This is a genomic window from Streptomyces sp. NPDC059201 (assembly GCF_042754585.1).
Taxonomy (GTDB): Bacteria; Actinomycetota; Actinomycetes; order Streptomycetales; family Streptomycetaceae; genus Streptomyces.
This window is the reverse complement of the sequence record NZ_JBHZBB010000023.1, coordinates 1-19,145: the sequence shown is the minus strand read 5'-3', so window position 1 is coordinate 19,145 and position 19,145 is coordinate 1. Positions and strand designations below refer to the sequence as shown.

Genomic DNA, 19,145 nt, shown 5'->3' with positions numbered 1-19,145 from the left:
CTCCTCCTTTCAGGAGGAGGGTTGCGGGGTCGGTTCCTCCGTGGCGGGCGGGGGTGTGGTCGGCTCCGTGGTGCCCGGCTCCGTGGTCGGGGGCGGGTCCGTGGTCGGCGGGGGCGTCGTCGGCTCGGTCGTCGGGGGCGGGCTGGTGGGCTCGGTGGTCGGCGGCGGGGTGGTGGGTTCCTCCGTCGTCGGCGGGGGCGTCGTCGGCTCCGTGGGCTCGGTGGGCTCCGTGGGGTCGGTCGGCCGCGGGTCGACCGGCACGCCGGTGGGCGGCGGCGCGGTCGGCGGGGTCGTGGGCTCCGTGGTGACCGGCGGGGGCGGGATCACCCGGTCGTCGATCGGGGCGACGGGACCCTGGCCGCTGATCCGCAACACCGCCCCGGTGGGGTCGACGCCGATGCGGGCGCTCCAGGGGCCGCGCGGTTCGCGGGCCCGGTCCACGCGGACGGCGACGGTGACGGTGGCGCCCGGGGCCAGCGTGCCGGAGGACCGGGTCACGTACAGCCAGGGCGCGTCCGTCCACAGCGACCAGTCGACCGGAGTGCCGCCCTCCCCGCTGAGGGTGATCAGGGTGACGTCGCCGAGGCAGCGGGCGGTGACGCCGATCCAGCCGGGGACCGGGTCGCCGGGGCGCGCGGGGTCGGCCGGACCGGCCGAGCGGGCCGGGGTGACGACCTCGACGGAGACGTCGGGGGAACGGTTCTCCGGGGCGAAGCCGGGGGCGGGGGTCGCACGGGCGTTGCCCGCGTTCTCGTACCCGTCGTAGGAGCGGCCGTCCTCGCCCGACGCGTCCTCGCTCTCGCCGACGCTGACCCGGGAGCCCTCCCGGCCGGCCTCCGCGCCCGCCGGGACGCCCCGGTACGAGGTCCACAGGGCGAGCACCGGCGCGGCGACGACGGCGGCGACCACGGTGGTGGTGATCGCGCGGGCCCGCATCCGGTCGCGGCGGGCGACGAGGTCCTTGGGGTCGATCGGGAAGCCGGTCGGGGCGAAGCGGGGGGCACCCGTACGCGCGCGTGGGACGTGCAGCATCGCCATGTAGGCGGCGGCCCGGGGGGCCTCGACGAGCGCCAGGCGGTCCTGGACGGGGCGCGGCCCGCCGCCCGGCCAGGGCGCGCCGGCGCCGACCCGCTCGGCGGTGCGGCGGCAGACCGGGCAGTCGTCCACGTGCCGGACGAGCTCGGCGCGGAGGGCCGGCGAGAGGATCACCTGCTGGTCTCCGGTGAGGAGCCGGGCGACGGTGGGGCAGTTGCCGGTGGAGACGACGGCGAGCGCGGCCCTGGTGCGTTCGACCTCGCAGCCCGCGGTGGCGAGGAGCTGGCGGGCGGCTTGCGGGTCGAGGGCGAGGACGGCGGCGACCTGGCGCGGGCTGAGGCCGTGCCGGACGGCCAGTTCGAGGGCCTCGCGTTGCTCGGGGGTGGTGCCGGCGGCCTCGGGCCAGGCGAGGGTGGCCAGCTCGGCGCGGCGGCGCTCGGCGGTCTCGGCGGAGACCGGGGGCGGCCCCGGCGGGGTGACGGCGGGGCGGCCGGTGTGGGCGCCCTGGCGCCTGCGGCGCTGCTCGCCGAGGCTGCGCAGACAGGCCCAGCGGGCCAGCGCGTAGAGCCAGGCGGTGCGGCCCTCCTCGTCGGAGGGGCAGCGCCCGTGGTGCCGTTCGGCGGCGGCGAGGACGTCGCCGAGGACGGCGGTGGCCGTGTCGTGATCGCAGAGGACCGAGAGGCAGTACGTGAAGAGCCCGTCGAGGGCCGCCTCGTAGCGGGCGGGGGGTCGCTGGCCGAGCGTGCGCGGTCCCTGCTGCGGGCCGCGGCGCGCCCGGTGGGCGCCCGGGGTGCGGGAGGAGTCCAGCCTGCTGCTCGTCACTGGGCGACCGTAGGCGCGCCGGGGGGCGCTCTTCATACCGGAGCCGCTGTTCTCAGCCTTACGGGTGAAGCCATCACTCGAAAGGGGACAGGAGCGGGGCGTTCCGCTGCCGTGGTCGGCGGGCCGGGGCGGACTGTCCACAGGTCGTGGTCGGTCCGTCCACAGGCCGGGGGCGGGCGGCGGTCCGCTGTCGGTGGCGGCGGCTACGGTGTGGGGCATGGCTGCCCGTACGAAATCCACCAAGGACCGTCCGTCCTACCGCTGCACGGAGTGCGGCTGGCAGACGGCCAAGTGGCTCGGCCGCTGCCCCGAGTGCCAGGCGTGGGGGACGGTCGAGGAGTACGGCGCGCCCGCCGTCCGGACCACCGCCGCCGGCCGGGTCTCCACGGCCGCGCTGCCCATCGGCCAGGTCGACGTCCGGCAGGCGACCGCCCGCTCGACCGGCGTCGACGAGCTGGACCGGGTCCTCGGTGGCGGGCTGGTGCCCGGCGCGGTCGTGCTGCTCGCGGGCGAGCCCGGCGTCGGCAAGTCCACGCTGCTGCTGGACGTGGCGGCCAAGGCGGCGAGCGACGCGCACCGCACGCTGTACGTGACGGGCGAGGAGTCCGCGAGCCAGGTCCGGCTCCGCGCGGACCGGATCAACGCGCTGAGCGACCATCTGTACCTGGCGGCCGAGACCGACCTGTCGGCGGTCCTCGGCCATCTGGACGAGGTCAAGCCCTCGCTGCTGATCATGGACTCGGTACAGACCGTCGCCTCGCCGGAGATCGACGGCGCCCCGGGTGGCATGGCGCAGGTCCGCGAGGTCGCGGGCGCGCTGATCCGGGCCTCCAAGGAGCGCGGGATGTCCACGCTGCTCGTCGGGCACGTGACGAAGGACGGGGCGATCGCCGGCCCCCGCCTCCTGGAGCACCTGGTGGACGTCGTCCTGCACTTCGAGGGCGACCGGCACGCGCGCCTGCGGCTGGTCCGGGGCGTGAAGAACCGGTACGGGGCGACGGACGAGGTCGGCTGCTTCGAGCTGCACGACGAGGGGATCACGGGTCTCGCCGACCCGTCCGGGCTGTTCCTGACCCGTCGTGACGTGGCCGTGCCGGGCACCTGCCTCACGGTGACCCTGGAGGGCCGCCGGCCGCTGGTCGCCGAGGTGCAGGCGCTGACCGTGGACTCCCAGATCCCGTCCCCGCGCCGGACCACCTCCGGCCTGGAGACCTCCCGGGTCTCGATGATGCTGGCGGTGCTGGAGCAGCGCGGCCGCATCACCGCGCTGGGCAAGCGGGACATCTACAGCGCCACCGTGGGCGGGGTGAAGCTCTCCGAGCCCGCCGCCGACCTGGCCATCGCGCTCGCCCTGGCGTCCGCCGCGAGCGACACCCCGCTGCCGAAGAACCTGGTCGCGATCGGCGAGGTCGGCCTCGCGGGCGAGGTCCGGCGGGTCACCGGCGTACAGCGCCGCCTCGCCGAGGCCCACCGCCTGGGCTTCACCCACGCCCTGGTCCCGGCGGACCCCGGAAAGGTCCCGGCGGGCATGAAGGTGACGGAGGTCGCGGACATGGGCGACGCCCTCCGCGTCCTGCCGCAGAGCCGACGCGCCGCCCGCCGCCCGGAGGAGCCGGGGGCGGACGGAGGGGGCCGGGGCTGAGGGCGGCCGGGGCCGGGGCCGACGCGGAAGGGGTCCGGGGGCTGACGCGCGGAGTCCGGGGCTGGCGGCGGACGTCGTCCTGGGGCTGGCTTGAGGAGTCCGGAGGCCCACGCCGGAAGAGGTCCCGGGCTGGCACGACGAGTCCGAGGCTGACGGCGGAAGGGATCCAGGGGCCGGCGGAGGACGTCGTCCTGAGGCCGACACGAGGAGTCCGGGGGCCGACGGTGGGCGGAGTCCCGGGCCTGCCGGGAGAGTCCGCGGGTACTCCAGTGGAGGGGCGGAGGGGTAGGCGGGGGGTCTGGCGGGTAGGGCGGATCGCGACCGGGCCGCCCGGCGGGCGCCCGTCCGGAGCACCTTGGAGCGGCGCGCGGCCCAGGGCCGCGGGGTGGTGTCGCTAGACTTTGCCCTGGTCTCGCCCATCCGTACGAGCCGGAGGAGTGCAGTGGCAGCCAAGGACGGGGCAGCAGCTCCTGGAAAGTCCGGCGCGGGCTCCGGCAACGAAGCACTGATGCGCGCGGCGCTGAGCGCGGTCGCGCCCGGCACCGCCCTGCGCGACGGCCTGGAGCGGATCCTCCGCGGAAACACCGGCGGCCTGATCGTCCTCGGCATGGACAAGACGGTCGACTCGATGTGCACCGGCGGCTTCGTGATCGACGTCGAGTTCGCCGCGACCCGCCTGCGCGAGCTGTGCAAGCTCGACGGGGCGATCGTCCTCGACAAGGACATCTCCAAGATCCACCGGGCCGGTGTGCAGCTCGTGCCCGACGCCTCCATCCCCACCGAGGAGACCGGCACCCGCCACCGCACCGCGGACCGGGTCTCCAAGCAGTGCAACTTCCCCGTCGTCTCCGTCTCCCAGTCGATGCGCCTGATCGCGCTCTACGTGAACGGCGAGCGGCGGGTCCTGGAGGAGTCGGCCGCGATCCTGTCCCGGGCCAACCAGGCGCTCGCCACCCTGGAGCGGTACAAGCTCCGCCTCGACGAGGTGGCCGGCACGCTCTCCGCCCTGGAGATCGAGGACCTGGTGACCGTCCGGGACGTCACCGCGGTCGCCCAGCGCCTGGAGATGGTCCGCCGGATCGCCACCGAGATCGCGGAGTACGTGGTCGAGCTCGGCACCGACGGACGGCTCCTGTCGCTCCAGCTCGACGAGCTGATCGCGGGCGTGGAGCCGGAGCGGGAGCTGGTGATCCGGGACTACGTGCCGGAGCCGACGGCGAAGCGTTCCCGCACGGTCGCGGAGGCGCTGACCGAGCTGGACGCGCTCTCCCACACCGAGCTGCTCGAACTGCCCGTCGTCGCGCGCGCCCTGGGCTACAGCGGCTCCCCCGAGACCCTCGACTCGGCCGTCTCGCCGCGCGGCTACCGGCTGCTGGCCAAGGTGCCGCGCCTGCCCGGCGCGATCATCGAGCGCCTGGTGGAGCACTTCGGCGGGCTCCAGAAGCTGCTCGCGGCGAGCGTGGACGACCTCCAGACCGTGGACGGCGTCGGCGAGGCCCGGGCCCGCAGCGTCCGCGAGGGCCTGTCGCGCCTGGCGGAGTCGTCGATCCTGGAGCGGTACGTCTGATCATCGGTACGTCTGACGGGCGGGGGTCCGCCCGCCCGTCAGCCCGTCACTCGACCCGTCAGTCCTTGGCGAGGGCGAACGGCGCCGCAACCGTCTCCACTCCGGGCACGGACGCCTCGACCAGGTAGTTGCCCGGGCCGGCCGCGCCCGCGGGGGCGGTGGCGCACTGCGGGGCGCTGCGCCGGAGGTCCCACTCCACGGTGTGGGTGATCGTGGTGCGCGCGGGGACCTTCAGCAGCACCGGGTCGCCGGGGCGCGGGCAGTCGTCGGAGGACCACAGCCGGTCGCTCTGCGGGTTGCTGATCTTCAGCACCGCGGCGCGCGGCCCGAGGTCGGCCTTGCAGTCGGCGCCCGAGGTGTTCTTGAGGACCAGGTGGAACCGGGGCTTCTCGCCGGGCTCGTAGGTCAGCTTGGCGCTGCGCAGCGCCAACTCCAGGGAGTCGGCGGGGCAGTTCGGGAGCGAGGAGTCGGCCGGGACGCGCTGTCCGGCTCCGCTCCCGGCACCGCTGTCGCCGCCCGCGCCGTCGGTGTCGCCGTTCTTGCCCGCCGTACCGGACCCGGCCGTACCGGAATCGGCCGAACCCGAACCCGAGCCGGAGCCGTCGCCCGAACCCGTGCCCGTACCCGCGTCCGTACCGGAACCGGCGTCGGAACCCGATCCCGATCCCGAGCCCGATCCCGAACCGCCACCCGTACCGGACTCTCCCGCGTCGCCGGAGTCGCCCGACTCGTCGCGTCCGCCCGGCTGTTGGCTGATGGCCGGGCCGGTTCCGGCGGGGCCGGGGGTGATGGAGGGCGCGGGGGACGAGCCGTTGGCGGCGTCGTTCGACTTCTTCCCGCCCCCGTCACCGGAGGTGACGGCCCAGAGGGTGAGCAGGGCGAGAAGTGCGATCAGACACAGCGCGACCGCCCTCCGTCGCCAGTAGATGGTGGAGGGAAGCGGCCCGACCGGATTGCGCAAAGATCCCACGCCCCGAACCTTACGAGAGAACCCGGCCAACTCCCGCCCCACCCGCCGCCCGAGAGACCAAGTTTTGCCGATGATCACATCCCGCGAGAACGGGAACTCTCGCCACGGCGGCCGGAAATCGCCTCTCTCCGCACCCATCCCCCACTTTCGTCAGGGGTCGGATCCTTCCTTGGCCCAGGGCACGACGGCCCCGATTCCGGTTAGCGTCATGCACCATGGACAACCTCCTCGACCTCTCCGACCGTCTCTACCTCGACATCCTCGACTTCGCGCACTCCACACCGCACTGGTTCCAGTGGCTCGCGGAGGTCTGGACGGAGCTCGGACTGCTGCTCTTCGGCGCGCTGTTCCTGGCAGGCTGGTGGCGGTCGCGGACCGGATCGAGCCAGGCGATGACGCTCGCGCTCCTCGCCCCGCTCGCCACCGCCTTCGGATACGTGGTGAGCGAGGGCCTGAAGTCGCTGATCGACGAGGAACGCCCGTGCCGCGCGGTCGTCGGGGCGCCCGCCGCGCTCATCGACTGCCCCGCGTACGGCGACTGGTCCTTCCCCAGCAACCACTCCGCCATCGCCGGCGCCGCCGCCATCGCGCTCGCCCTCTCCTGGCGCGGGATCGTCTGGCTGACCGTGCCCATGGCGATCCTCATGGCCTTCTCCCGCGTCTTCGTCGGCGTCCACTATCCGCACGACGTGACCGCGGGCCTGATCCTCGGCGGCCTGGTCGCCTTCCTCTTCATGTGGGCCGCGCGCCGGCCGGTGACGGCGCTCGTCGAGACGGCGCGGTCCAGCAGGAGCGCGGCGGTCGTGTGGTGCGCGGGTCGGGGGCCCGCGACCCCGGCGCACGCCTCCACGCGCCCCGAGCGCCGCTCGCGGGCGCGCCACGGCGCGTACTGATCACTCCCCGGACGTGCCAGGATCGGGGGTGCCATGACTTCCATCGATGCCCCCGCCTCCCTGCCCGTCCCCAACGGCACGCCCCCGGCCGCGGTTGGGACGACTCCGGCCTCTGTCGGTACGACTCCGGCTGCCGTCGGTACGGCCCCGGCCCCGGCCGCTGCTCGTACGGCTCCGGACGCCACCGGTACGGCCCCGGCCTCCGCTCGTACGGCATCGGCCGCCGCTCGTACGACTCCGTACTCCGGCGGTACCGCTCCGTACTCCGGCGTTATGGAGACGTACCTCGCGGGTGCGGCTCCGGCCGCCGCCGGTGCGGCTCCGGCCGAGCTGCACGGGCCGGTCCTCGCCTGGTTCGACCGGCACGCACGTGACCTGCCCTGGCGCCGCCCCGAGGCCGGTGCCTGGGGCGTCATGGTCAGCGAGTTCATGCTCCAGCAGACGCCCGTCGTCCGGGTGCTCCCGGTGTACGAGCAGTGGCTGGCGCGCTGGCCGCGCCCGGCCGACCTGGCCGCCGAGCCGCCCGGCGAGGCCGTCCGCGCCTGGGGCCGGCTCGGCTACCCGCGCCGGGCCCTGCGGCTGCACGCGGCGGCCGTGGCGATAAGGGACCGGCACCGCGGCGACGTACCGAGCGACCACGGGCAGCTCCTCGCGCTGCCCGGCATCGGCGAGTACACCGCCGCCGCCGTGGCCTCCTTCGCCTACGGGCAGCGCCACGCGGTCCTCGACACCAACGTGCGCCGGGTCTTCGCCCGCGCGGCGACCGGCGTCCAGTACCCGCCGAACGCCACCACCGCCGCCGAGCGGCGTCTCGCCCGCGCCCTGCTCCCGGAGGACGAGGGCACCGCGGCCCGCTGGGCCGCCGCCTCCATGGAGCTGGGCGCGCTGGTCTGCACGGCGAAGAACGAGGACTGCGGGCGCTGCCCCATCGCCGACCGCTGCGCCTGGCTGACGTCCGGCAAGCCGGCCCACGACGGCCCGCCCCGCCGCGGCCAGACGTACGCGGGCACCGACCGCCAGGTCCGCGGCCGGCTCCTCGCGGTGCTCCGCGATTCCCCCGGCCCCGTCCCCCAGTCCGCGCTCGACGCCGTCTGGGACGAACCGGTGCAGCGCGGCCGGGCCCTGGACGGGCTGGTCTCGGACGGCCTGGTGGAGCCGCTGGACGGCGGCCGGTACCGACTGCCGCTGACCTGAGCCCGATCGGGTGGCCGGATCTCGTCTGTTACACAACCGATGGGTAGCCGTGCGTCCACCGACGGCTGCCCCGCACAGCCCCGTGACAACCGCTCCGTAGCGTCGTCATCGACACGGAGAACAAGCAGGTCACGGGGATGTGGAGGCGGCTGGGATGAGCCAGGGCGAGGTGCTCGACTTCGAGGAGTACGTCCGCACGCGGCAGGACGCGTTGCTGCGCAGCGCCCGCCGCCTCGTCCCGGATCCGGTCGACGCGCAGGACCTGTTGCAGACCGCTCTGGTCCGTACGTACGGCCGGTGGGACGGGATCGCGGACAAGTCGCTGGCGGACGCGTACCTGCGCCGGGTCATGATCAACACGCGGACGGAGTGGTGGCGGGCGCGCCGGCTGGAGGAGGTGCCCACCGAGCAGCTTCCGGACGCGAGCGTCGAGGACCCGACCGAGCAGCACGCCGACCGGGCCCTGCTCATGGACATCCTGAGGGTGCTGGCGCCCAAGCAGCGCAGTGTCGTGGTGCTGCGGCACTGGGAGCAGATGAGCACGGAGGAGACGGCGGCGGCGCTGGGCATGTCGACCGGTACGGTGAAGTCGACGCTCCACCGCGCGCTCGCCCGGCTCCGCCAGGAGCTGGAGAGCCGCGATCTGAACGCCCTCGCCCTGGGGCGGCCCGGGGAGCGGACCGGTGGACAGCGGTCGGCCACGGCGGCCGTGCGAGGTGACGAGGGAGGACGCGAGCGGTGCGCGGCCTAGACGACGACGTCGACGACGACGGCAGAGCCGACGAACCCGGCCCATCTGCCGAAGCCGGCGCAGCTGCCGGACCCGACGGAGCAGCCGAAGCCGGCGGAGCTGCCGGACCCGACGGAGCTGCCGGAGCCGGCGCCAGGACCGGCGGCGAACTCGCCGACGGCACTCCGCGAGCGACCACCCCCGAGCCGGTCGGCCCCGAGGCGGTCGACCCCCAGGCGACCGATCCCGAGCCGACCGACTCCGAGCCGACCGCTCCCGGGCCGACCGGCCCCAGGCGGTTCACTCCCAGGCGGTTGAGCCCCAGGTCGTTCGGTCGCAGGCCGTTCGGCCCGAAGGCGACCGCTCCCAGGCCGATCAGTCCCAGACTGATCGGCCGCGAGGCGTACGGCCCCGAGCCGATCGGTGCCGAGCCGATCGGACCCGAGGCGTCCGGTCCCGAGCCGATCGGTCCCGAGGCGTCCGGCCTCAGGCCGACGGGTCCCGGGCTGACCGACCCCCAGGCATCCGGCCCCAGGCCGATCCATCCCAAGGCGACTCCGCCCAGGCCGACGGATCGCAGGCTGACCGACCCCCAGGCGACCGGCCCCGGTCCGACCGATCCCGGTCCGATCGGCCCCAGGCCGTTCGGCCGCGACGCGATGGGGCCCGAGGCATCCGGCCCCAGGCCGGCAGGCCGCCGGCCGTTCGGCGGCAGGTCAATCGGGCCGGAGGCCACCGGCCCCGGGCCGGCAGGCCCCCGGTCGATCGGCCCCAGGCCGTTCGGCGGCAGGCCCTTCGACGGCAAGCCAGTCGACGGCAGGCCCCTCGGCGGCAAGCCCATCGACGGCAGGCCCTTCGGCGGCGCGCCGATCGACGGCAAGCCCGTCAACGCCAGGCCCGTCAACGACAGCCCCCTCAGCCGCAAGCCCTCCGCCAACCGATCCATCGGCCCCAAGGCTGCCGGCGTCACCGCCATGGCCGGGCTTGCTGCCGTCGGGTTGTTCGTGGCGGCTTGTTCTACGGGGGGCACCGGTTCGCGGGACGAGGGGGCCGCTCGGGCCGACGCTACGGCCGCCGCCGCGCCTACGCCTCCTGCCGCCGCGGCGGACTCGGGGTCGGAGAAGGCGGCCGAGCGGGTGGATCCGATCGCGCTGCTCAAGGGGGATCCGAAGATCGGGGAGCGGGTGAAGGACGACCTGAAGCCCTGCGTGGCCGACGCGTACCCGGTGGACACCTCGTACGGGAATCTGACCAGCGGCACCTCGCCCGACGTCGTCGTCAACGTGATGACCTGCGGCGACGCGGTCGGCATCGGCACGTACGTGTACCGCAAGCAGCTCAACGGCAGCGCCAGCCCCGGCACCGCCACCGCGAACGGCTACGAGAACGTCTTCATGGCCGAGGACGCGGCGGTCTACGGCACGATCGACCGCGGCGACCTGATCGTGACGAAGCAGGTGTACGCGGAGGGGGACCCGGTCGCGTACCCGTCGGGCGAGGACGTGATCACGTACCGCTGGGCGGGGACCAGGTTCACCCAGCACGACTGGGTGCACAACGACTACAGCCGGGCCGTCGGCGAGGGCGACGGGACGAGCGAGCTGCCGGAGCCCGAGCCGGCGCCCGCGCCCAGCAAGTCCGCCACCGGCTGAGACCCCCGCTTCCGAGACACCCCCCACCACCGAAGGACCCGCACGATGGCCGAGACCCATGTCCTGTTCGTCGAGGACGACGACGTCATCCGTGAGGCCACCCAGCTCGCCCTGGAGCGGGACGGCTTCCGCGTCACCGCGATGCCCGACGGGCTCTCCGGCCTCGACGCCTTCCGCGCGCACCGGCCGGACATCGCGCTGCTCGACGTCATGCTGCCGGGCATGGACGGGGTCAGCCTCTGCCGCCGCATCCGCGACGAGTCGACCGTCCCGGTGATCATGCTGTCGGCGCGCGCCGACTCCATCGACGTCGTCCTCGGCCTGGAGGCCGGGGCGGACGACTACGTGACCAAGCCCTTCGACGGCTCCGTGCTGATGGCCCGCATCCGGGCCGTGCTGCGCCGCTTCGGCCACGCGGCCGGCAGCGGGGCGGGCGCCGAGGGCGAGGAGCGGGCCGGGGACGGCGGGCCGCTCGTCTTCGGAGACGGCGACCTGGAGGTCGACACCGAGGGCATGGAGGTGCGCAGGGGCGGCGAGCCGGTGGCGCTGACGCCGACCGAGATGCGGCTGCTCCTGGAGTTCTCGTCCGCGCCGAACACCGTGCTCTCCCGCGACAAGCTCCTGGAGCGGGTCTGGGACTACGGCTGGGGCGGCGACACCCGGGTCGTCGACGTGCACGTGCAGCGGCTGCGGGCCAAGATCGGCCAGGACCGGATCGAGACGGTCCGCGGCTTCGGCTACAAGCTCAGGGGCTGATCGGTGAGAGCGCTCCCGCTCCGCACCGGCGTCCGCTGGAAGATCGCCCTGGCCATCGCGGCCGTCGGCGCGCTCATCGCGGTCACGCTCAGCGTGGTCGTGCACAACGCCGCCCGCATCTCGATGCTCGACAACGCGCGCGAGGTCCAGATGGAGCGGCTGCTCTTCGCCCAGCGCCTGTACGAGACCTCCAAGCCGAAGGAGCCGCGCTTCGGCTCCAAGCTCAACGACCCGGCGCTGCCGGACCAGCTCGACCAGCTGATGCGCGACCAGCGGCGGGGCACGTACGTGCAGGAGCACCGGCACGGCGGGCCGCCGGACGTGTGGGCGGCGGTGCCGCTGGCCAACGGCGACGTGCTCTCGCTGCACATCCCCTTCGCCGACCGCAGCGCCACGATCATGAAGGACCTCGACCGGGCGCTGGTCATCGGCTCGGTGTCGGTGGTGTTCGGCGGCTGCGCGCTCGGCATCCTCGTCGGCGGGCAGCTCTCCCGGCGGCTGCGGAAGGCCGCCGCGGCGGCCGGGCGGGTCGCCCAGGGCAACGGCGACGTGCGGGTCCGGGACGCCGTCGGCGGAGTCGTACGGGACGAGACGGACGACCTGGCGTGGGCGATCGACTCGCTGACCGACGCGCTGAACGAGCGGATCGAGGCCGAGCGGCGGGTCACCGCGGACATCGCGCACGAGCTGCGGACCCCGGTGACCGGGCTGCTCACGGCTGCCGAGCTGCTGCCGCCGGGCCGTCCGACCGAGCTCGTACGGGACCGGGCGCAGGCGATGCGGACGCTGGTCGAGGACGTGCTTGAGGTGGCCCGGCTCGACGGGGCCTCGGAGCGGGCGGAGCTCCAGGAGATCGCGCTGGGCGAGTTCGTGGAGCGGCGGGTGCGGTCGATGTTCCCGGACGCGGAGATCCGGGTGGTGCACGAGTCCTGGGTGTCGACCGACCCGCGCCGTCTGGAGCGGATCCTCGGCAATCTGCTGGCGAACGCGGTCAAGCACGGCAAGGGCCCGGTGGAGGTCACCGTCGAGGGCCGGGTGGTACGGGTACGGGACCACGGCTCCGGCTTCCCCGAGGCGCTGCTCCACGAGGGCCCGAGCCGCTTCCGTACGGGCACGAGCGACCGCGCGGGCCAGGGGCATGGCCTGGGCCTGACGATCGCGGCCGGTCAGGCGCGGGTCCTCGGCGCCCGGCTGACCTTCCGCAACGTGGCCTCGGAGGCCGCGCCGGAGGGGGTCGGCGGGGCGGTCGCGGTGCTGTGGCTGCCGGACCACGCGCCGACGAACACGGGGAGCTTCCCGATCCTGCGGCTGCCGGAGTAGGCGCTCACGCACACACATGCACGCGCGCGTGGGGCCCGGTTTCCTGGAAACCGGGCCCCACGCGCGTGTGCGGACGGGGTCAGACCGTCTCGGCGACCTTCGCGGAGCCCTCGTCGGCGGGCTTCTCCGCCGGCGCGGGGCCGGCACCGCGCAGCGCGACCTCCTTGACGAGGAAGGCGAGGGCGAAGCCGAGGACCGCGACCGCCGAGCCGAGGAGGAAGGCGGAGTGGGTGCCGGCGGCGACCGCGTGCTGGTACGCCTCGCGCAGCGCCTCCGGCAGCTTGGCCAGGCTCGCGGCGTCGAGCTGGGCGGTCCGCTCGGTGAGGGCGGAGCCGCCGCCGGCGGCCATCTCGTCCTGGACCCGGCTCGTGAAGAGCGCGCCCATGATGGCGACGCCGAAGGAGGAGCCGAGGGTCCGGAAGAGGGTGGTGGAGCTGGAGGCCACGCCCATGTCCTTCATCTCGACGCTGTTCTGCGCGACGAGCATGGTGATCTGCATGAGGAAGCCCATGCCGGCGCCGAGCAGTGCCATGTAGACCCCGGAGACCAGACGGGTCGTGCCGGTATCCATCGTGGAGAGCAGGAAGAGGCCGGCGATCATCAGGGCGCCGCCCGCGATGGGGAAGACCTTGTACTTGCCGGTGTTGGTGGTGACGCGGCCGACGACCAGCGAGACGACCATCATCGACAGCAGCATCGGCAGGAGCAGCAGGCCGGAGTTGGTGGCCGAGGCGCCCTGGACGGACTGCTGGAAGATCGGCAGGTAGAGGACCGCGCCGAACATGACGAAGCCGGTGATGAAGCCGATCAGCGACATGACGGTGAAGTTGCGGCTGCGGAAGATGTGCAGCGGCACGATCGGGTCGCTCGCGCGGGTCTCCACGTACAGGAAGGCGGCGAGCGAGGCGAGGCCGGTGACGGTGAGGCCGACGATGGTGGCCGAGCCCCAGGCGTACTCCGTGCCGCCCCAGGTGGTGACGAGGACGATCGCGGTGATGCCGACGGTCAGCAGTCCGGCGCCGAGGAAGTCGATCCGGGTGCCCGCCCGCCGCTTCTTCGGCAGGTGGAGGACGGCGGTGACCATGGCGAGCGCGACGGCGCCCAGCGGCAGGTTGATGTAGAAGGACCAGCGCCAGCCCCAGTGGTCGGTGATGGTGCCGCCGACGAGCGGGCCGCCGATCATGGCGAGGGCCATCACGCCGGCCATCATGCCCTGGTACTTGCCCCGCTCCCGGGGCGGGATCAGGTCGCCGATGATCGCCATCACGCCGACCATGAGACCGCCGGCGCCGAGGCCCTGGACGGTGCGGAAGCCGATGAGCTGGCCCATGTCCTGGGCCATGCCGCTGAGCGCCGAGCCGATCAGGAAGATCACGATCGAGGTGAGGAAGACGCCCTTGCGGCCGTACATGTCGCCGAGCTTGCCCCAGATGGGGGTGGAAGCGGCGGTGGCCAGGGTGTAGGCGGTGACGACCCAGGAGAGGTGCTCCAGACCGCCGAGCTCGCCGACGATCGTCGGCATCGCGGTGCCGATGATCATGTTGTCCAGCATCGCGAGGAGCATCGCGATCATGAGGGCGAGGAGGACGACGCGCACGCTGCGCTGCGACTTCTGCCCCTCCTCCACCTGTTTCGATGGTGTCGTGTCCGCCATGACCAATCCCCTTACTTGCCGCCCGGCTAGTTACTACACTGGGGAAGGTAAGCCTGTCACTTGCCGGTCGTCAAGTAAGTTTTGTGGAAAGTGGGAGTGAACAGCCATGGCCCGAGGCAACACCCGCCAGCGCATCCAGGACGTGGCTCTCGAACTCTTCGCCGAACAGGGCTACGAGAAGACCTCGCTCCGGGAGATCGCGGAACGGCTCGACGTCACGAAGGCGGCGCTCTACTACCACTTCAAGACCAAGGAAGACATCATCATCGGGATCTTCCAGGACCTGACGCGCCCGATGGACGAGCTGCTCGCCTGGGCGGCCGGACAGCCGCGCACCCTGGAGACCAAGCAGGAGATCCTGCGCCGCTACCAGAAGGCGCTGCTCGCCGCCGCCCCCCTGTTCCGCTTCATGCACGAGAACCAGGCGAGCGTGCGCGACCTGAGCATCGGCCTCACCTTCAAGGAGCGGTTCCTCGAACTCAACGAGTTCATCCAGGAGCCCGACGCGCCGGTGAAGGACCGGGTCCGCTCCGTCAGCGCGATCTTCACCCTGCACGCGGGCACGTTCTTCATGCAGAACGTCGAGGGCGACCCCGAGGAGCAGCACGAGGCCGTCCTCGAGGTCGCCCTCGATCTGATCGGTCAGGCCCATCGGGGCCGGTAGACCGTCAGGCGTCAGATGGAGACGCCGTGGGTCCGCAGGAACGCGGCCGGGTTGATGGCCGAGCCGTAGTTCGGGGTCGTACGGATCTCGAAGTGCAGGTGCGGGCCGGAGGAGTTGCCGGTGTTGCCCGAGAGGGCGATCTTCTGGCCGGCGGCGACCTTCTGGCCGATGTGGACCTTGATCTTCGACAGGTGGGCGTACTGCGAGTACGTGCCGTTGGCGTGCTTCACCACGATGGCGTTGCCGTACGCGGGGCCGTCGCCGCCGCCGTTCGGGCCGGCCTTCACGACGGTGCCGGCGCCGGCGGCCTTGACCGTGGTGCCGACCGGGACGGCGAAGTCCTGGCCGGAGTGCTTGTGGGCCCACATGGCGCCGCCCTGGTTGTAGCTGGCGCTGAGGGAGTACGAGGTGACCGGCTTGACCCAGCCCTTGGCCTTCTTCGCGGCGGCGGGCTTGGCGGCGGCCTTCTTGGCCGCGGCCTTCACCTGGGCGGCCTGGACGGCCTTCGCCTTCGCGGCCTTGGCCTTGGCGGCCTTGACCTGGCCGGCCTTCACCTGGGCGGCGACCTTGGCCTGGGTCTCGGCCTGCGCCTTGACCGCGGCGGCCGCGGTACCGGCGACCGGGGCGACCTTGCTCTCGGCGGCGAAGGCGGACCCGGCTCCGGCCACCAGCGACGCTCCCAGACCCGCGGTGGCGAGGGTGACGGCGGTGATGCGGACGGCGGGGTTCATGACGCGCTTCGACATACGGGGGAAGACCTCCGGACAGAACGGGACCCGACGCGATCGGTGCGTTGCGCCGGGCTGGCCGTTCCTTGGTAACCCGCCACCCAGGTCATCCCAAAACACCCCATCTACGACACGAGGTCGTAGCGATCTCCCCAGGAATACGGCTCTTGACACCCCCGGAACTCGTCCTTGAAATCGGACATATCAACCCAAGATTCTGGGTTTAGCCCCATGTCGACGAGGCCGGGAAAGGCCCGAAAGGCGGCGCCACGCCCGATTCGGGCCACTTGGGACCTTGGTCCCGGTAGTTGACGCCTGAACGTCCCGATTCGCCCCTTATCCACACTACGATCCCGACTAGTACCCCTAGAAACCCCTGTGCCGCTTGTCACCGCGCGGGCCCTGCCATTGCGACCTGGGTCACGCAACCGGAGCCGCCGGAAGGGCGTCCCGCACTACGCTTCCCGCATCAGGGACGCTCGGGGGGACGGACATGGAACCTGCACTCATCACCACGCGGCTCGCGTCGGCCGCGATCGGCCCGCTGCTGCGGAAACTGCTGGCCGGAGACGGCCCCGGGGCGGGCCTCACCGGCGCGGACCGCCCCGTCCGGCTCGCCGCCCTCCTCTCCTTCCGCGGCGAGAAACGCACCCTCACCGAGAAGGACGTCCGGAAACTGGCCGCCACGCTGGTGGCCCGGACCTGCGAGGGCCCCGGCGAGGCGCCCTTCCCCGCCGACGAGACCGAGGCCGTCACCGACGCCCTCGCCGCGAACCTGCTGGCCCTCGGCGACCTCGACATGGACGACGTCCAGGCCGTCCACCTCGGCCACCAGGCCCTCGCCCGGCGCCTGCGCGCCGCCGCGCCCGCCCCCGACGGCCTCTCCACGGACTCCGTCCACTACCTGGAGGCCGCCACCGAGTGGGCCTGCCGCCACATCCTGGAGTTCTTCACCCGCCGCCCCTCCTTCGTCGCCCGCACCCTGGTCGAGCAGACCCGCGGCCAGGCGGCGCTCGCCGCCAAGGTCGACGCGATGGCGGCCGCCCACCCGGGCCCCCTCGCCGAGGACGCGGCCTTCGAACGCCGCTACCTCGCCCACCTCGCCGGGCAGCACGGCCACCTCACCATCTACGGCATCGAGCTCCACGACTCCGAGGAGGACTGGCCGCTCGACGTGGCCTACCTGTCCCTGGAGGCGGCCGCCGAGGCCCGGGGCTCCCACCCCGACCACCAGGAGTACGTGTCCCTCCGCGCCGACCTCGCCCTCGCCGCCCACGACAGGGTGCTGCTCCGGGGCCTCGCCGGCTCGGGCAAGACCACCCTCGTCCAGTGGCTGACGGTCTCCGCCTGCGCGACACCCCCGGCGGACGGCATGGGCTACCTCCACGGCCGCATCCCCTTCGTCCTCCCCCTGCGCACCCTCACCCGCCACGGCGAACGGCTCCCCGACGCGGAACGCTTCCTCTCCGCCGCCGACTGCCCGCTCACCCCGCCCGACGGCTGGGCCGACCGCGTCCTCGCCGCCGGCCGGGGCCTCGTCCTCGTCGACGGCATCGACGAGATCCCCTCCTCCGAGCGCGGCCGGGCCCGCGACTGGCTGCGCGGGCTGCTCGCCGCGTACGGGGGCGGCAACCGCTGGCTCGTCACCTCCCGCCCCACCGCCGTCCGCGACGACTGGCTGGCCCGCGACGGCTTCGCCGAACTGACCCTCTCCCCCATGGCGCCCGCCGAGGTCGCCACCTTCGTCCGCCGCTGGCACCGCGCCGCCGGCCCGTCGGCGGGCCCGTACGAACAGCAGCTCCTGGACTCCCTGCGTACGACGGAACACGTGGCCCGGCTGGCCACCAACCCCCTCATGTGCGGCCTGATCTGCGCCCTCCACCGCGACCGCCGCGGCTACCTCCCCCGGGGCCGCAAGCCCCTCTACGAGGCCGCGCTCTCGATGCTCCTCTCCCGCCGCGACCGCGAACGGGGCATGCGCGCCCCCTACGGCGTCGACCTGGACGAGGCCCCCCAGATCCAGCTGATCCAGCGCCTCGCGTACTGGCTCACGCTCAACGACCGCCTCGTGATGGACCGCGCCCGCGCGGAGTCCCTGATCGCGGAGGCCCTCCCGGCGATGGGCCTCACGGACTGCCCGCCGGACCAGGTCTTCACCCATCTCCTCCACCGGAGCGGCCTGCTGCGCGAGCCCACCGCCGACACCGTCGGCTTCGTCCACCGCACCTTCCAGGACTACCTCGCGGCCAAGGCCCTGGTGGACCACTGGGACATCGGCGTCCTCGTCCGCCACGCCACCGACGACCGCTGGGAGGACGTCCTCCGCATGGCCGTCGGCCACGCCCGCCCCCGCGAGGCCGCGGAGATCCTGCGCGAACTGCTCGGCGCGGCGGACGCGGCGGAGGACCGCCCGACCCGGACGCGGCTCGTCCTGCTGGCGGCGACGGCCCTCGGCCACGCGACCGAGGTCCCCGCGGCGGTACGGGAGGAGATCCTGCGGCGCACGGAGGAGGTCGTCCCGCCCCGCACCTCGGACGAGGCCCGGGAGCTGGCCTCGGTGGGCCGGATGGTCCTGGACCTGCTGCCGGGACCGGAGGGCCTGGACGAGAGCACGGCGCACCTGGTCGTGACGGCGGCCAGCCACATCGTCTCCGACGCGGCCGTCCCCTTCCTCGCCCGCTACGCCGGCCACCCCTCGCTCATCGTGAGGGCCCAGCTCGTCTGGGCCTGGCACCGCTTCGACGCGCGCACGTACGGGGAGGACGTCATCGCCCGCCTCGACCCGGCCGAGCTGCGCTACCAGGCCGCCGACGACGAGCGGGCGGCGGAACTGCTGCGCCTCGGGCTCGCGCCGGAGCGCCTGGAGATCGGCGGCTCCGTCCCGGCCGAGCGGACGACCGCGCTGCTGGCCCGCTGCGACCCGCGCGAGCTGGAACTGAGCGGAGAGGTGCCCCCCATGGGCGCGCTCAGCCGCCTGGAACACCTCCGGCTGCGCCAGGTCACGCGATGGCGGGTCGCCGACCTCCCCGCCCGCGCACCGCTGAGGCGTCTGACCGCGCCCGTCTGGCCGGTGGACGGCCTCTCGGGACTGGCTCGCTACTCCGGGCTGACCGACCTCGTTCTGCCCGCCGACGGCCGGATCCCACCCGACTACTGGCACCACGTGTCCGCTCTGCCCCCGCTCCGGACGCTGATGATCAACGCCGAGTGGCTGGACCACTGCCCGGCGGACATCGTGCTGGCCGGCGTCCAGGGGCTGCACTGTCTCGTGTCAGGGGGCGACGCCTCCCTGGAGCGGCTGCCGGAGGTGTTCCCCGACGTTCAGGCACTCGTTCTCAGCGCCCGCCTGGCCGAATCCCTCGACGTCTCCGCCGCCTCGAAGCTCACCAAGCTGAAGATGATTCGCGTCCTAGGCAGCGGCCTCCGGCTGACCGGCACCGAGCACGTCCGGGTCCCCGTCCAGGCGTACTCCTGAGCACAGGAAAAGGGGCGGCCCCGGAACCGATGGTGGGTCTTCG

14 protein-coding genes are annotated in these 19,145 nt (G+C 73.6%); 10 read left to right on the top strand and 4 right to left on the bottom strand.

What is annotated here, in order from left to right:
• Positions 1-9 precede the first annotated feature (9 nt).
• A complete protein-coding gene (locus tag ACFXMG_RS38640; protein WP_383829816.1) occupies positions 10-1,857 on the bottom strand; it encodes a hypothetical protein in 1,848 nt (615 codons plus the stop codon).
• Between the two features lie 217 nt (positions 1,858-2,074).
• Here ACFXMG_RS38640 and radA point away from each other — a divergent pair, with 217 nt between their 5' ends.
• Positions 2,075-3,499: a DNA repair protein RadA gene (gene radA, locus ACFXMG_RS38635; protein WP_383829819.1), complete on the top strand. Its 1,425-nt coding sequence runs from the start codon at positions 2,075-2,077 to the stop codon at positions 3,497-3,499.
• 442 nt (positions 3,500-3,941) lie between these two features.
• Positions 3,942-5,066: a DNA integrity scanning diadenylate cyclase DisA gene (disA, locus tag ACFXMG_RS38630; protein WP_383829822.1), complete on the top strand. Its 1,125-nt coding sequence runs from the start codon at positions 3,942-3,944 to the stop codon at positions 5,064-5,066.
• A 58-nt stretch (positions 5,067-5,124) separates the two neighbouring features.
• Here the strand turns inward: disA and ACFXMG_RS38625 are convergent, their stop codons facing one another.
• Positions 5,125-6,036 carry a hypothetical protein gene (locus ACFXMG_RS38625; protein ID WP_383829825.1) on the bottom strand — a complete coding sequence of 304 codons (912 nt, stop codon included), beginning with the start codon at positions 6,034-6,036 and terminating at the stop codon, positions 5,125-5,127.
• 215 nt (positions 6,037-6,251) lie between these two features.
• Here ACFXMG_RS38625 and ACFXMG_RS38620 point away from each other — a divergent pair, with 215 nt between their 5' ends.
• The 6 genes from ACFXMG_RS38620 to cseC all read left to right on the top strand — a co-directional run bounded on the left by ACFXMG_RS38620 (position 6,252) and on the right by cseC (position 12,581).
• Positions 6,252-6,929 (top strand): phosphatase PAP2 family protein, encoded by a 678-nt coding sequence (locus tag ACFXMG_RS38620; protein WP_383829828.1) that lies wholly within the window; start codon positions 6,252-6,254, stop codon positions 6,927-6,929.
• Positions 6,930-7,202: 273 nt separating this feature from the next.
• Positions 7,203-8,123, top strand: a complete 921-nt coding sequence (locus ACFXMG_RS38615) for an A/G-specific adenine glycosylase (RefSeq protein WP_383829831.1) — start codon at positions 7,203-7,205, stop codon at positions 8,121-8,123.
• A 154-nt stretch (positions 8,124-8,277) separates the two neighbouring features.
• Complete coding sequence (locus tag ACFXMG_RS38610; RefSeq protein ID WP_383829834.1) at positions 8,278-8,874, top strand: SigE family RNA polymerase sigma factor; 597 nt, start codon at positions 8,278-8,280, stop codon at positions 8,872-8,874.
• Between the two features lie 953 nt (positions 8,875-9,827).
• Positions 9,828-10,505, top strand: coding sequence for a hypothetical protein (locus ACFXMG_RS38605; RefSeq protein ID WP_383829843.1), 678 nt, complete (start codon positions 9,828-9,830; stop codon positions 10,503-10,505).
• A 45-nt stretch (positions 10,506-10,550) separates the two neighbouring features.
• Positions 10,551-11,261, top strand: coding sequence for a two-component system response regulator CseB (gene cseB, locus ACFXMG_RS38600; RefSeq protein WP_383829837.1), 711 nt, complete (start codon positions 10,551-10,553; stop codon positions 11,259-11,261).
• A gap of 3 nt (positions 11,262-11,264) precedes the next feature.
• Positions 11,265-12,581, top strand: a complete 1,317-nt coding sequence (gene cseC / locus ACFXMG_RS38595) for a two-component system sensor histidine kinase CseC (RefSeq protein WP_383829840.1) — start codon at positions 11,265-11,267, stop codon at positions 12,579-12,581.
• 79 nt (positions 12,582-12,660) lie between these two features.
• On the opposite strand, the gene ACFXMG_RS38590 is transcribed toward cseC, so the two are convergent.
• Positions 12,661-14,235, bottom strand: coding sequence for an MDR family MFS transporter (locus ACFXMG_RS38590; protein ID WP_383830834.1), 1,575 nt, complete (start codon positions 14,233-14,235; stop codon positions 12,661-12,663).
• 106 nt (positions 14,236-14,341) lie between these two features.
• Between ACFXMG_RS38590 and ACFXMG_RS38585 the strand changes: the two genes are divergently transcribed.
• A complete protein-coding gene (locus tag ACFXMG_RS38585; RefSeq protein ID WP_383830831.1) occupies positions 14,342-14,899 on the top strand; it encodes a TetR/AcrR family transcriptional regulator in 558 nt (185 codons plus the stop codon).
• A gap of 11 nt (positions 14,900-14,910) precedes the next feature.
• Here the strand turns inward: ACFXMG_RS38585 and ACFXMG_RS38580 are convergent, their stop codons facing one another.
• Positions 14,911-15,645 (bottom strand): M23 family metallopeptidase, encoded by a 735-nt coding sequence (locus tag ACFXMG_RS38580; RefSeq protein WP_383830828.1) that lies wholly within the window; start codon positions 15,643-15,645, stop codon positions 14,911-14,913.
• A 475-nt stretch (positions 15,646-16,120) separates the two neighbouring features.
• Between ACFXMG_RS38580 and ACFXMG_RS38575 the strand changes: the two genes are divergently transcribed.
• A complete protein-coding gene (locus ACFXMG_RS38575; protein WP_383830826.1) occupies positions 16,121-19,102 on the top strand; it encodes an NACHT domain-containing protein in 2,982 nt (993 codons plus the stop codon).
• Positions 19,103-19,145: the final 43 nt, after the last annotated feature.